Genomic DNA, 14817 nt, shown 5'->3' with positions numbered 1-14817 from the left:
GATAGATAAATTTGAAAAATCGTTGATATATTGTAAGTTGTGATAGATAAATTTGAAAAATCGTTGATATATTGTAAGTTGTGATAGATAAATTTGAAAAATCGTTGATATATTGTAAGTTGTGATAGATAAATTTGAAAAATCGTTGATATATTGCAAGTTGTGATAGATAAATTTGAAAAATCGTTGATATATTGTAAGTTGTGATAGATAAATTTGAAAAATCGTTGATATATTGCAAGTTGTGATAGATATATTCGAAAAACCGTTAATATAATTTCATTTACCGATATCTATATATGGTTCACCGAAAACAAACAGGGATGTCACTCGGTTAAAAAAGTGACATCCCTGTTTTTAATTCTCTGCAGAATAAATAATATCTAAATTCCCATTTTGATCGGTTTTGAAAATTGGGGCAATTTGCTCTTCTTGCTCTTCGACTGAAACAAGTTTTCGAGCACGATCCATAATTCGAACAAGCATCGCGTAATCTTCTTCGATTGCTTGTTGTTTTTTTGTGAGTACTGCTAATTTCGTTTCAAGTTCATGATTCGTTTTTTGCAGAGAGGTGAGTTGAGCTTGTAATACATCATTTTCAGTTTGCAACTTTGCAAGTGAAGGATTGTTATGTTCTAAATTTTGTAAAAATGAAATGACATTTTGCATTGTAAGATCTTGTTTACTTGACGTAATATCTTCTGAAAAATCGGCGTCAATTACGAGTTGTTTCGTTTTCGTGAACCGATCTTTTTCTATATTAGCTTCAGAACGTTTTAATTCTTTACGTTGTTTTTTTGCAAGCTGCACCGCATCTTCGTAATTCGGTCTTACTTCAGCATTCCATCTAAAACCACAAGCTGCGGAAGTGCGGTTTAAAGCGTCGCCAACTTCATCAAACGCTTTTATTTGTGTACTTCCGCTGCGAATATGTCGCAAAACAGTTTCTGCTAAAAGGAGATCATCTTCTTTTGTCCATGCATCTTGACGTGTTTTCATAAGCGAAGCCTCCATAATGGTGACGTTTTCGTTTATGTTACCCTTTATTTTTCGTTTTATTCGAAGTTTGTAATCTTTCATAAACAGTAGAAAGTGCTTGCTCAAATTTTCCTGTCGTTTTCGGTTTATAATATTGCTTGCTTTTTATTTTATCAGGTAAGTATTGTTGCCTTACCCAGCCGTTTGGATGGTCGTGCGGATATAAATATGCAATACCTCTTCCAAGTGATTCTGCGCCTTTGTAATGACTATCTTTTAAATGGCTTGGAATGTCACCTGTTTGACCGTTGCGTAAATCGTGTAATGCAGCATCAAGTGCTTTATAAGCTGAATTTGATTTTGGTGATAAGCATAGCTCGATAACGGCATTTGCAAGTGGGATGCGTGCTTCTGGGAATCCAACTCGTTCAGCTGATTCAATTGCAGCTAGTGTACGTGGTCCAGCTTGTGGGCTAGCAAGTCCAATATCTTCATAAGCCATAATAAGAAGGCGTCTGCCAATACTTTGTAAATCACCTGCTTCAATAAGGCGTGCTAAATAATGGAGCGCTGCATTTACATCACTTCCGCGCACTGATTTTTGAAATGCTGATAATACGTCATAATGAGCATCGCCGCCTTTGTCGTGAACGAAGCTCTTTTTTTGTAAGCATTCTTCTGCAATCTCGAGTGTGATTTCAGCCGCTTGATCGTCTGTAGTAAAGCTAGATAATACAGCAAGCTCAAGTGCGTTATAAGTAGAACGCATATCACCACCAGAGGCGTTTGCAAAGTGATGTAGTGCTTCATCTGTTACCGTTACAGCATATTCTCCAAGGCCTTTTTCTTTATCTTCTAAAGCTCTTTTTAACCCAATTAAAATATCATCTTCTGTTAGTGCGTGTAATTCGAAAATTTGACACCTGCTTCGAATAGCGGAGTTTATTGCATGGAATGGATTACTTGTCGTTGCGCCAATTAAAGTAAGAAGTCCGCTTTCTAAGTGAGGTAATAGAAAGTCTTGCTTTGCTTTATCTAGACGGTGAACTTCATCTAAAATTAAAACGAGGTGTCGATGCATCTTCGCTTCTTGTACGACAACTTCCATATCTTTTTTATTGTGAGTAACAGCATTCAATAGACGAAACGGGGTACCGGTACTTCCAGCAATTGCACTGGCAATGGATGTTTTTCCTGTACCTGGAGGACCGTATAAAATCATAGATTGAAAATGATTGGCTTGGACCATTCGCCATAAAATCTTTCCTTCACCAACTAAATGTTGTTGCCCAATAATTTCTTGAATATTTGTAGGGCGCATTCGATGTGCGAGTGGTTGTTTCATTTGGACCGTCTCCCTTAATATATAATCTCGTTCTATCGTATCATTTTTTTCTACGAAATTTGAAATAGGATGCTGTTTTATGGGAAAAATAAAGGGTAATATTTTCATTTTTCTTTCAATTGTAATAATTCCCGAGTTTTTCAATGTGATTTTATGTTATCATTTTGATACACAAGTTGAAATTTCTTATAATACTATATTATGCTATAATTTCATAGGATTTTAAATTGTGTTCTTTTTATAAATAAGATATAACCAATAGAAGTGAAAATTTGAAAAGAGGTGCAAAATAGATGAAAATTTCAACGAAAGGCCGCTATGGCTTAACAATTATGATTGATCTTGCAAAAAAGTTTGGTGAAGGTCCGATTTCATTAAAATCAATTGCGCAGGCGCATGACTTATCCGAGCATTACTTAGAGCAATTAATTTCACCACTTCGTAACGCTCGTCTTGTAAAGAGTACGCGCGGGGCATATGGCGGATATGTATTATCTGATCAACCGGCTAACATTACAGCTGGGGATGTAATCCGTGTATTAGAGGGACCGATTAGTGTTGTAGAAATGATAGAAGAAGAAGAGCCAGCGCAGCGCCAGTTATGGATGCGTGTTCGTGATGCGGTGCAAGAAGTGTTAGATAGTACAACGTTAGAAGATTTAGTACGTTATGAGGAAGAAAATCACGGGGGCTATATGTTTTACATTTAATTCCTTGTGAAACGATTTGGAAAGAAGGAGATTTAATGGAACGCATTTACTTAGATCATGCTGCGACATCTCCGACTCACCCAGAAGTGGTCGAAAAGATGATTCCATATATGACAGAAATATTCGGGAACCCGTCTAGTATTCACTTTTATGGACGTCAAACTCGTCACACAGTAGATGAGGCGAGAAGAGTGTGTGCACGCAGCATTCATGCGAATCCGAATGAAATTATATTTACGAGCGGTGGTACAGAAGCTGATAATTTAGCGCTTATCGGTGTAGCACGTGCGAACCTTCATAAAGGTAACCACATTATAACGACGCAAATTGAACATCATGCGATTTTGCATACGTGCGAATTGTTAGAGCGTGAAGGGTTTGAAGTGACATATTTACCTGTCGATGAAACAGGGCGCATTCAAGTTTCTGACATACAAAAGGCATTAACAGAAGAGACGATTCTTGTATCTGTTATGTTTGGGAATAATGAAGTAGGGACGATGCAACCGATTGTGGAAATAGGAAAGCTGTTAAAAGAGCATCAAGCGTATTTCCATACAGATGCGGTACAAGCTTACGGTTTAGTAGAAATTAATGTGAAAGAGTTTGGTATTGATTTATTATCAATTTCAGCTCATAAAATTAACGGGCCAAAAGGTGTAGGTTTCTTATACGCTGGTGCAAATGTGAAATTTGAACCGTTATTAATAGGCGGAGAGCAAGAAAGAAAACGCCGTGCTGGTACGGAAAATGTGCCTAGTATTGCTGGGCTTCAGTATGCAATTCTTATAGCTGAAAAAACTCGTGAGCAAAAAAATGCCCAATATGAAGAGTTTAAAGATATAATGGTATCTGTCTTCAAAAATGAAGGCATTACTTTCGAGGTAAACGGAAACTTAGAACATCGCTTACCGCATGTACTTAATGTAAGTTTTACAGGAATGAACATTGAACCTTTCCTTGTGAACTTAGACTTAGCTGGCATTGCAGTATCAAGTGGTTCTGCTTGTACAGCTGGTTCGATTGATCCATCACATGTATTAGTAGCGATGTTTGGAAAAGACTCCGATCAAATACGTTCATCCGTACGCTTTAGTTTTGGACTTGGAAATACGAAAGAGCAAATTGAAAAAGCGGCGTACGAAACAGTGAAAATCGTGAAGCGATTAACACAAAATTAGCATGGGAGGTGACATGATGAACAAACTACCTCACGAAACACGCGTTGTCATCGGAATGTCCGGTGGCGTCGATTCATCTGTAGCAGCACTTTTATTAAAAGAGCAAGGTTATGATGTAATCGGAATTTTTATGAAAAACTGGGATGATACAGATGAGAATGGTGTCTGCACAGCAACAGAAGATTACAATGATGTAATTGAAGTGTGTAACCAAATTGGTATTCCGTATTATGCAGTAAACTTTGAAAAACAATACTGGGATAAAGTATTTACGTACTTCTTAGATGAGTACCGAGCTGGTCGTACACCAAACCCAGATGTAATGTGTAATAAAGAAATTAAATTTAAAGCATTTTTAGAGCATGCAATTGCGCTTGGTGCGGATTATGTGGCAACAGGCCATTATGCACGCGTTGCTTATATGGACGGCGAATATAAAATGCTTCGCGGTGTTGATGACAATAAAGATCAAACATATTTCTTAAATCAATTAAGCCAAGAGCAATTATCAAAAACAATGTTCCCATTAGGTGAATTAAAGAAACCGCAAATTCGTGAAATGGCGAAAGAAGCTGGCTTAGCGACAGCGGCGAAAAAAGATAGTACAGGTATTTGCTTCATTGGTGAGCGTAACTTTAAAGATTTCTTAAGTAACTACTTACCGGCACAACCAGGTGTAATGCAAACATTATCTGGTGAAGTGAAAGGGAAGCATGACGGTTTAATGTATTATACAATTGGACAACGTCATGGCCTTGGAATTGGTGGTAATGGTGATCCATGGTTTGCTGTTGGGAAAAATCTAAAAGAAAACATTTTATATGTTGATCAAGGATTCCATAACGAACTTCTATATGGTGATGAAGTTATTGCTACGAATGTAGGATGGGTAAGTAACAAAGAAAAAGAAACAGAATTTAAGTGCACGGCGAAATTCCGTTATCGTCAAGAAGACAATAAAGTAACGGTTCAAATCGTTGATGAAAATACAGTTCGTATTCTTTGTGATGAGCCAATTCGTGCAATTACACCAGGACAAGCAGTCGTTTTCTATGATGGAGATGAGTGCTTAGGCGGTGCTACAATTGATGAAGTGTACCGTAGTGGTAAGAAATTGGATTATTTAGGATAAATGAGAAGCCTCTGCCGATTAGCGGTTAGAGGTTTCTTTTACATAAAGCGAATTTTCGTTCGCTTGGAAAATACATTCTTTGTTATAATTTGTTGTAGAGGTGAAGGACATGTCAAACAAACTTGAAACAGGTATTCAATATATGCAAGAAGGAAACTGGGAAGAAGCAGCTAAAAATTTTACAGAAGCAATCGAAGAAAATCCGAAAGATGCGCTTGGGTACATTAATTTTGCAAATTTATTAGACGTATTAGGTGATAGCGAGCGAGCGATTTTATTTTATAAACGTGCACTAGAGTTAGATGATAAATCTGCAGCAGCCTATTATGGTTTAGGAAATGTATATTATGGCCAAGAGCAATTTACTGAAGCGAAAGCTGTATTTGAACAAGCAATGCAAGCTGGATTACAATCAGCTGATGTAACATTTATGTTAGGTATCACACATGTACAGCTTGGAAATGATCGTCTTGCACTACCATTCTTACAAAGAGCAACAGAATTAGATGAAAACGATGTAGAAGCTGTATTCCAGTGCGGACTTTGCTTCGCGCGATTAGAACACGTTCAAGAGGCGAAACCTTATTTTGAAAAGGTATTAGAAATGGATGAGGAGCATGCAGATGCGTATTACAATTTAGGTGTTGCGTACGTATTTGAGGAAAATAATGCGAAGGCTCTCGCTTTATTTAAGAAAGCAACTGAAATTCAGCCAGATCACTTTTTAGCGGGTAATGGCGTTCGTTTATTAGAGCAAGAAGCTGAATAAGATAAAAATATAGTTTAATGGGTAGTTATCCCTCATCTAAAAAGGTGGGGGATGTACTGCTCATTAAAGTGAAAATACCGGAAAGGAGAGGAAAAATGGGAAATCAACATGCAATGGATTTGTTTGAGGAAGAGAAAAAGTTTATAAAAGCGCAAGTTCTTCATACCATTTTCCACAACGAAGAAAACCTCTATTCCGTTGTCAGTATGAAAGTCATTGAAACGAATGAAACGTATGACGAAAAGAAAGTAATGATAAACGGTCATTTTCCCCGCATGCATGAAGATGAAGTGTTTACATTGACAGGTCATTTTAAGGACCATCCAAAGTATGGAAAACAATATATGGTTGAAACATTTAAAAAAGAATTGCCGCAAACAAAAGCAGGTATGGTGCAATATTTAGCGAGTGATTTATTTAAAGGGATAGGAAAGCGTACAGCTGAAAAAATTGTGGACCATCTCGGAGAACATGCTATTTCTAAAATTATGGATGACCCTGAGGCATTAAATGGTGTTGTTAATAAACAAAAGGCTCAGGAAATATATGAGACAATTGTTGAACATCAAGGGCTAGAGAAAGTAATGAGCTTTTTAAATGGCTACGGTTTTGGAACGAAACTTTCTATTAAGATTTACCAGCAATATAAAGAGATGACATTAGAAGTGATTCGTAATAATCCGTATCAACTTATCGAAGAAGTGGACGGGATTGGTTTTGGAAGAGCGGATGATATAGGGCGTGCGTTAGGGATATCGGGTAATCATGACGACCGTGTACGCGCAGGATGTTTTTACACATTAGAGAATGTCTCATTACAACTTGGTCACGTTTATATGAGGAAAGATCAACTTGTAAGAGAAACGATGTCACTTTTAAACAATCAAGAAGGAAGAGTGACTGAGGAAGATATTATAGGTTGTATTGAAACGATGCAAAGTGAAGGGAAAGTCATCATAGAAGAAGAACGAGTGTATTTAGCAACGTTATTCTACTCTGAGAAAGGTGTTGTAAAGTCTATTCGCAGGCTTATGAATCAAGAAGAAACACCTTCATTTCCAGAAGCAGAAGTGTTAAAAACGTTAGGTGAAATTGAAGAACAACTGAACGTACAATATGCACCGTTTCAGCAAGAAGCAATTCAAACGGCACTTCATAAACCGATGATGTTATTGACAGGTGGACCAGGAACAGGGAAAACAACAGTTATTAAAGGGATTGTTGAAATGTATGCATCACTACACGGATTATCGTTAAATCCGAATGAATACAGTGATGATAATCCATTTCCAATACTATTAACAGCTCCAACAGGAAGAGCGGCGAAGCGGATGAGTGAATCGACAGGACTTCCAGCTTGCACAATTCACCGTTTACTTGGTTGGACGCCAGAAGGATCTTTCCAGCGTAATGAAACGGATCCTGTCCAAGGTAAGCTCCTTATTATCGATGAATTTTCAATGGTTGATATTTGGCTTGCAAATCAGCTATTTAAGTCGTTGCCGACGAACATTCAAGTTATCGTTGTAGGTGATGAAGATCAGTTGCCATCTGTAGGACCTGGACAAGTATTAAAAGATTTATTAAATGCAGGCGCAGTTCCGACAGTGAAGCTTACTGAAATTTATCGTCAAGCGGAAGGCTCATCAGTGATTCAACTTGCCCATGCGATAAAAAATGGAACTCTACCACCAGATTTAGCACAAAATCAAAAAGATCGTTCATTTATCGGCTGTACAGGAGCTCAAATTGTTGAGGTTGTGAAAAAAGTTTGTGAAAATGCTAAAACAAAAGGCTTTAGCGCAAGAGATGTACAAGTATTAGCACCGATGTACCGCGGGCCTGCTGGTATTAATGTATTAAACGAAGCGCTGCAACAAGTATTTAATCCGAAGAGGGAAAAGAGTAAAGAAATTGCTTACGGTGATGTTGTGTACCGAAGAGGCGATAAAGTACTGCAACTCGTGAATCAGCCGGAGAGCCAAGTGTTTAATGGTGATATTGGGGAAATTGTTTCGGTGTTTTATGCGAAAGAAAACGTTGAGCAACAAGATATGATTATCGTTTCATTTGATGGAATTGAGGTAACGTATACGAAGCCCGATTTAAATCAAATTACGCATGCATATTGTTGTTCCATTCATAAATCACAAGGTAGTGAATTTCCGATTGTTATTATGCCAATCGTGAAAAGTTACAACCGTATGTTACGTCGTAATTTAATTTACACGGGCATTACAAGAAGTAAGAAGTTCCTTATTATTTGCGGAGAGGAAGCAGCTTTCCAATCTGGTGTAAATCGCCTTGATGATGCAATGCGTCAAACAACCTTAGCTAGTCGCTTGCAAGAATCACAAGGAGAAGTACAGATGGTCACAGTTAATGGCGAGGAAATGGACGTGGAAAACATTTCACCGTATGATTTCATGTAACAAGGTGAAATTATATAGTGAAACTTTCAAACGCATAGCGTTGAAAGGCTCCAGTAAAATGTATAAATGAATGCAGTTTGGACATAATGGCGAATAGAATCTGGGAGACTGTAAGGAGATGAAAGCCATATGTTTATTTGTCCAAATTGCAAAGGGAAAGACATTGGAAAAATAGGTGTCAACCAATTTTATTGCTGGAATTGTTATATCGAATTATCGGTTTCAAAGGGGAAAATCCATACGCATCAAGTTGAGGAAGATGGTTCACTAAGCTCTCTTGATGATTTATTTGATGAGAATGAAAGAACGATCGGATAACGAAAAGGGGGATTTACTTTGAATCTACGCAATTCATTAATCGCATTAGGTGTTGGAGCTGCAGCATATCAATATGCTCGTAAGCAAGATGTATTTTCAAAACGCAATATGAAAAAAGCACGTAAGATGATTAAGTCTTACTTATAATCATTTCGATAAAGTGAAAAACTCCCTTGTAGACAAGGGAGTTTTTTTATGCACCCATATGCAAATAAAAAAGTCCGATCTCTGAGAAAAGATAAGATAGACCGTAGCAGCCAACGCCAAGTATTCCATACTGCCATAATTGCTTCGCTTTTTCTTTACGTGAGGAATGAATAAAGAACCCCTTCCAAATACCGAACCCGATACAAATCCATTCAAGAATCATAAAAAGTGCTGATAATCCAAGCATAAATAAAACCATAATTAGCCCTCCTGATTATATTAATTCATGCTGTATTCTCAGGGGTGGTTGTCCTTGTTATGTTATTTATATGTACGTCTTTAAAAAACAGTATGGTCCGTATGAAAAGATTTTAAAAGTTTCGCACATAACCTACCCCATTTATTTTCAAAATAAAGGTGGAGGAGGTTTTTCATGTGAAGAATCTTAAAATCATTTGGATATATCGTTTAGGATTATTGTTACTTGTTTTTCTTTGTCTGCTCGTCTTTTTAAAAATTAAGCCGCTATGGGCACCGATTATTTTTGTATTTAAAGTAGCAATCACGCCGTTTCTTATCGCGTGTTTTATTGCGTATTTATTGCACCCTTTAATTGAAAAAATTCATAAGGAAGGGATGCCTCGTACACTTGCCATTTTGCTCATTTATATCCTTTTCTTTGGCGGAATTGGTTATGGGATTTATAAAGGAACACCAGTCGTTATTAAACAGTTACAAGAGATTAATGAACAATTTCCCCAGTTTACAAAGATGTACGATTCGTGGATGGATGGCGTTACAGAACAAACAGCGAATTTCCCTTCGTTCATTCATGAAAAGGTGAAGCAACTTTTTGTGGGTGTGGAAACGAAGATTCAAGCGCTTTTAAATAAAGTGATGAGTACAGCTCGTGGTGTACTCGATTCATTGCTCATTATTTTCTTAATACCGTTCATTGTATTTTACATATTAAAAGATTATGGTGAGTTTTATCATATCTTTTGGAAACTAGTCCCAAGTAAATGGCGAGGTACGGGGCAAATGCTTGCGAAAGAAATTGATAAGTCACTTGGAAGCTATATTCGAGGACAGTTATTTGTTTGTTTAGTATTAGGGGGAGTATCAGCTCTTTCTTTTTGGTTTATCGGTATGAAATATCCATTATTGCTTGGCATTATTATTGGGGTAACGGATATAATCCCATACTTCGGTCCTATTTTAGGAGCGATCCCGACGTTAATGATTGCAGCAACAGTATCAACGAGTTTACTTATTAAGGCGGGGATCACGATTGCGATTTTGCAATTTGTGGAGAGTAACATTTTATCGCCTTACATCGTTGGTAAGTCACTTCGTATGCATCCCGTTATTATTATGCTTGCCTTACTAGTTGGGGGAGAGGTAGCTGGGATTGTAGGGTTACTAATATCTGTTCCGATTTTAGCAGTTATTCGCACTGTCATTGTTCATGTGAGACCGCTCTTGAAAAAAGAAGATGTGTAAGTATAGAAGCCCTCTATGTAAGAAATAGAGGGCTAATCATATATTTATTTAGAAAGCTGCTCGTGTATCTTTTGAACGAGGGAGCTCACATCATTTGTTTGAATATGTTTTATTTTTTTCCATTCGTTATCATACATAAATATAATTTGATTGTTGAAAAGACGCTTTTGTTCTTTTAGATTAGAAATTTTTGCGAAAGAGTACTCTTCAAATATTGGACTCTTACTTACATCTGGCCCATAAAAGAATAGTCTTTTGTTCGTTAAAATTAGCAATCCTGGCCTTGCGACGGAACGATAAATAAATATGTCTAATGAACATGCTGCGTAAAATAATATCGTTTCGTCAGTCGCTAATATGTTTTTAGCTTTGCTAAGTAAGGTTGTCATTGTGATCGCTCCTTTATTTTATTAACAATAATTTAATTATAGCGAAAAAAGTAATATTTAGAAATTTTTATAAATCATTCTTATAAGGAGATTCCGATTTGTTAATAAATGCATACTATATGAAAAGGCTGTTAAGAATGAATAGTAGAATACCTATGATAAATAAGCAATTAATACAATATAAATGATTATCTACATTGACAAACTTAAGAGAATTCTATTATATTTAGTCATATAATACATTAAATCAATGACGGAACAAGTACGTTACAGTCCATTTCTAGAGAGAAGCTTCCATATGGCTGAAAGAAGCTTTAGATGAAGGGTAACAGAAAGCTAATCCTGAGAGCAGCTAATCACTGCCGTCTTGCCACGTTACGGCACCATGAGGTGATGAATTGATTGTTATTGTAATCAATTCATAATTAGGGTGGTATCGCGAGTTAACTCTCGTCCCTTTTATAGGGACGGGAGTTTTTTATATTTAAGGAGGAAAATACAATGAAACAACTAACAGGCGCACAAATTCGTCAAATGTTTTTAGACTTTTTCCAAGAAAAAGGACATGCAGTAGAACCTAGTGCATCACTAGTTCCGCATGAAGATCCATCTCTTCTATGGATTAATAGTGGTGTAGCTACATTAAAAAAATATTTTGATGGACGTGTAATCCCACAAAATCCACGTATTACAAATGCTCAAAAATCAATTCGTACAAACGATATTGAAAACGTAGGGAAAACAGCTCGTCACCATACATTCTTTGAAATGTTAGGAAATTTCTCAATTGGTGATTACTTCAAAGAAGAAGCAATTACATGGGCTTGGGAATTCTTAACGAGCGACAAATGGATCGGATTCGATAAAGAATTACTATCAGTTACAATCCATCCAGAAGATGAAGAAGCATTCACAATTTGGAATGAGAAAATGGGCGTTCCAAAAGAGCGTATTATTCGCTTAGAAGAAAACTTCTGGGATATCGGTGAAGGACCAAGTGGACCGAATACAGAGATTTTCTATGACCGTGGAGAAGCTTACGGTAATGACTTTAGTGACCCAGAATTATATCCAGGCGGAGAAAACGAGCGTTACTTAGAAGTATGGAACCTTGTATTCTCTCAATTTAACCATAATCCAGACGGTTCATATACACCACTTCCTAAGAAAAACATCGATACAGGGATGGGTCTAGAGCGTATGACATCTATCGTTCAAGATGTGCCTACAAACTTCGATACAGACCTATTCATGCCGATGATTGGTGCAACAGAAACAATTTCTGGTGAAAAATATCGTAATGGCGATTTAGAAAAAGATATGGCATTCAAAGTAATTGCTGACCATATCCGTACAGTAACATTCGCTGTTGGTGACGGTGCTCTTCCATCTAACGAAGGCCGTGGTTATGTATTACGTCGTTTATTACGCCGCGCTGTTCGTTATTCGAAGAAATTAAACATCAATCGTCCATTTATGTTTGAATTAGTACCGGTTGTTGGAGAAGTAATGAAAGACTTCTATCCAGAAGTACTTGAAAAGAAAGATTTCATTGCGAAAGTTGTGAAGAACGAAGAAGAGCGTTTCCATGAAACACTTCATGATGGTGAAGCGATTTTAGCTGAAGTAATTGCAAAAGCAAAAGAAGAAAAAACAACTGTTATTTCTGGAGTAGATGCGTTCCGTCTATATGACACATACGGTTTCCCAATTGAATTAACAGAAGAATATGCAGAAGAAGCTGGCATGACAGTTGATCATGAAGGCTTTGAAAATGAAATGGAAAAACAACGTGAGCGTGCACGTGCTGCTCGTCAAGACGTTGATTCTATGCAAGTTCAAGGTGGTGTCCTTGGAGAAATTAAAGTAGCGAGCGAATTCGTTGGTTACGGTACAGTTGCAACAGAAAGTAACGTTGTTGCACTTGTGAAAAATGGCGAATACACAGACAGCTTACAAGCTGGTGAAGAAGGACAGTTAATTCTTGATGTAACACCATTCTATGCTGAGAGCGGTGGACAAATTGCAGACCGTGGTTACCTTCTTGCTGATGGCGTGAAAGTTCTTGTAAAAGACGTACAAAAAGCACCAAACGGCCAAAACTTGCATAAAGTTGTTGTTGAAGAAGGAACATTAACGAAAGATGCGGCTGTAAAAGCTATTATCGATACGAAAAATCGTAGTAGCGTTGTAAAAAATCACACAGCAACTCATTTACTACATCAAGCATTAAAAGACGTACTTGGAACACACGTTAACCAAGCAGGTTCTCTTGTAACTTCTGAACGTCTACGCTTTGACTTCTCTCACTTCGGTCAAGTACAAGCTGACGAATTAGAAAAAATTGAGCGTATGGTAAACGAGAAAATTTGGGAAAGTATTGATGTTGAGATTTCTCAAAAAGCAATCGAAGAAGCGAAAGAAATGGGTGCAATGGCATTATTCGGTGAAAAATACGGTGATGTTGTACGCGTTGTACAAGTTGGCGATTACAGCTTAGAGCTTTGCGGCGGTTGTCACGTTGATAACACAGCTTCTATCGGTATTTTCAAAATCGTTGCTGAGTCTGGTATCGGTGCAGGAACTCGTCGTATTGAAGCAGTAACTGGTAAGTCTGCATACGAATTAATGAACGATCAAGTAGGTTTATTAAAAGAAGCAGCAGGAAAAATGAAAACAAATCCGAAAGATATTTTAACAAGAGTTGATGGTCTATTTGCTGAAGTGAAACAACTGCAAAAAGAAAATGAATCTCTTGCTGCGAAATTAAGCAATATCGAAGCTGGAAACTTAACTGATTCTGTAATGACAGTTGATGGTGTGAATGTATTAGCAGTGAAAGTAAATGTTGCAGATATGAATAACTTACGTACGATGATGGATGATCTGAAAAATAAATTAGAGTCAGCAGTTGTTGTATTAGCGTCTGTTAATGACGATAAAGTAAACATCCTAGCAGGTGTAACGAAAGACTTAATTAGCCAAGGTTACCATGCTGGTAAACTTGTGAAAGAAGTAGCTTCTCGTTGCGGCGGTGGCGGTGGCGGCCGTCCTGATATGGCACAAGCAGGCGGTAAAAACCCAGCTCAAGTCGAAGAAGCTTTAGCATTTGTACAAGAGTACGTTAAATCTGTTTCAAAATAAAGAGATAGTAGTGTACAATGGTAGGGAGAGGAGAAGTTCTTCTCCCTATACTTACTATATAAGTGAGGTGCTTGAAATGGACGGTTTTGATAAAACAATGAAGTTTAGCATTCAAGATGAAAAACAGAGTGTCCATGTAAATGATGTACTTTTAACTGTGTATGATGCACTTCAAGAAAAAGGCTATAATCCGATTAACCAAATCGTCGGTTATTTATTAAGTGGAGACCCAGCATACATACCTCGCCATAAAGATGCACGTAGCATCATTCGCAAGCTTGAACGTGATGAGTTAATTGAAGAGCTTGTGAAGTCTTACTTGAAACATCATCGTGAGGAGTAGTTTATGCGGATATTAGGTTTAGATGTAGGTACAAAAACAGTCGGAGTTGCAATTAGCGACGAAATGGGCTGGACAGCACAAGGATTAGAAACAATTAAGATTAACGAAGAACGAGGTCACTTTGGTTTTGATCGTATTTCTGAGTTAGTAAAGCAGTACAATGTGGACAAAATAGTAGTAGGTTTACCTAAAAATATGAATGGTACAATTGGCCCACGTGGCGAAGCGTGCCAACAATTTGCAGAAAACCTACGAGAGCTGTTACAATTAGACGTTGTAATGTGGGACGAGCGTTTGTCAACAATGGCAGCGGAACGTCTACTCATTTCAGCTGATGTAAGTCGTAAGAAGCGAAAACAAGTAATCGACAAGATGGCTGCAGTCGTAATCTTACAAGGATTTTTAGATAGAAAATAAGAGGTGACC

15 protein-coding genes and 1 other annotated feature are annotated in these 14817 nt (G+C 37.4%); of the genes, 11 read left to right on the top strand and 4 right to left on the bottom strand.

What is annotated here, in order from left to right; all coding sequences use genetic code 11:
• Positions 1–357: 357 nt before the first annotated feature.
• Positions 358–999, bottom strand: a complete 642-nt coding sequence (locus tag NST90_RS20820; protein WP_000857710.1) for an RsfA family transcriptional regulator — start codon at positions 997–999, stop codon at positions 358–360.
• A 37-nt stretch (positions 1000–1036) separates the two neighbouring features.
• A complete protein-coding gene (locus NST90_RS20815) occupies positions 1037–2323 on the bottom strand; it encodes a replication-associated recombination protein A (protein ID WP_242321022.1) in 1287 nt (428 codons plus the stop codon).
• Positions 2324–2616: 293 nt separating this feature from the next.
• Here NST90_RS20815 and NST90_RS20810 point away from each other — a divergent pair, with 293 nt between their 5' ends.
• From NST90_RS20810 to NST90_RS20780, 7 genes are all read left to right on the top strand, one after another.
• Entirely contained in the window at positions 2617–3033 is a 417-nt protein-coding gene (locus NST90_RS20810; RefSeq protein ID WP_000704116.1) for an Rrf2 family transcriptional regulator, read from the top strand.
• Between the two features lie 35 nt (positions 3034–3068).
• Positions 3069–4214, top strand: coding sequence for a cysteine desulfurase family protein (locus NST90_RS20805; protein ID WP_242321020.1), 1146 nt, complete (start codon positions 3069–3071; stop codon positions 4212–4214).
• A 16-nt stretch (positions 4215–4230) separates the two neighbouring features.
• The gene (gene mnmA / locus NST90_RS20800) at positions 4231–5346 is read left to right on the top strand and encodes a tRNA 2-thiouridine(34) synthase MnmA (RefSeq protein WP_001038010.1); all 1116 of its coding nucleotides are present in this window, start codon (positions 4231–4233) and stop codon (positions 5344–5346) included.
• 109 nt (positions 5347–5455) lie between these two features.
• On the top strand, positions 5456–6115 hold the full coding sequence (locus NST90_RS20795; RefSeq protein WP_088867923.1) for a tetratricopeptide repeat protein: 660 nt from the start codon (positions 5456–5458) through the stop codon (positions 6113–6115).
• 95 nt (positions 6116–6210) lie between these two features.
• The gene (locus NST90_RS20790) at positions 6211–8547 is read left to right on the top strand and encodes an ATP-dependent RecD-like DNA helicase (protein ID WP_000528086.1); all 2337 of its coding nucleotides are present in this window, start codon (positions 6211–6213) and stop codon (positions 8545–8547) included.
• A 129-nt stretch (positions 8548–8676) separates the two neighbouring features.
• Positions 8677–8865, top strand: coding sequence for a hypothetical protein (locus NST90_RS20785; RefSeq protein WP_000469281.1), 189 nt, complete (start codon positions 8677–8679; stop codon positions 8863–8865).
• An 18-nt stretch (positions 8866–8883) separates the two neighbouring features.
• Positions 8884–9012 (top strand): YrzQ family protein, encoded by a 129-nt coding sequence (locus tag NST90_RS20780; protein WP_001053553.1) that lies wholly within the window; start codon positions 8884–8886, stop codon positions 9010–9012.
• 46 nt (positions 9013–9058) lie between these two features.
• Here the strand turns inward: NST90_RS20780 and NST90_RS20775 are convergent, their stop codons facing one another.
• A complete protein-coding gene (locus tag NST90_RS20775) occupies positions 9059–9271 on the bottom strand; it encodes a hypothetical protein (RefSeq protein ID WP_000242535.1) in 213 nt (70 codons plus the stop codon).
• Positions 9272–9447: 176 nt separating this feature from the next.
• On the opposite strand from NST90_RS20775, the gene NST90_RS20770 reads away from it, so the two are divergent.
• The gene (locus NST90_RS20770; protein ID WP_000793128.1) at positions 9448–10515 is read left to right on the top strand and encodes an AI-2E family transporter; all 1068 of its coding nucleotides are present in this window, start codon (positions 9448–9450) and stop codon (positions 10513–10515) included.
• 44 nt (positions 10516–10559) lie between these two features.
• Here NST90_RS20770 and NST90_RS20765 read toward each other — a convergent pair whose 3' ends face one another.
• On the bottom strand, positions 10560–10904 hold the full coding sequence (locus tag NST90_RS20765; protein ID WP_000209581.1) for a PH domain-containing protein: 345 nt from the start codon (positions 10902–10904) through the stop codon (positions 10560–10562).
• A gap of 241 nt (positions 10905–11145) precedes the next feature.
• Positions 11146–11365: a binding site (T-box leader), on the top strand.
• Positions 11366–11405: 40 nt separating this feature from the next.
• Here NST90_RS20765 and alaS point away from each other — a divergent pair.
• From alaS to ruvX, 3 genes are all read left to right on the top strand, one after another.
• The gene (gene alaS / locus NST90_RS20760; RefSeq protein WP_000811827.1) at positions 11406–14048 is read left to right on the top strand and encodes an alanine--tRNA ligase; all 2643 of its coding nucleotides are present in this window, start codon (positions 11406–11408) and stop codon (positions 14046–14048) included.
• Between the two features lie 76 nt (positions 14049–14124).
• A complete protein-coding gene (locus NST90_RS20755; RefSeq protein WP_000348590.1) occupies positions 14125–14391 on the top strand; it encodes an IreB family regulatory phosphoprotein in 267 nt (88 codons plus the stop codon).
• Positions 14392–14394: 3 nt separating this feature from the next.
• Positions 14395–14808, top strand: coding sequence for a Holliday junction resolvase RuvX (ruvX, locus tag NST90_RS20750; RefSeq protein WP_001221192.1), 414 nt, complete (start codon positions 14395–14397; stop codon positions 14806–14808).
• Positions 14809–14817 lie beyond the last annotated feature (9 nt).

The sequence above is a fragment of the Bacillus sp. FSL E2-8900 genome, from assembly GCF_037966225.1.
Lineage (GTDB): Bacteria > Bacillota > Bacilli > Bacillales > Bacillaceae_G > Bacillus_A > Bacillus_A cereus.
The sequence above is the reverse complement of the archived record's forward strand: the minus strand, read 5'-3'. Positions and strand labels throughout refer to the sequence as shown.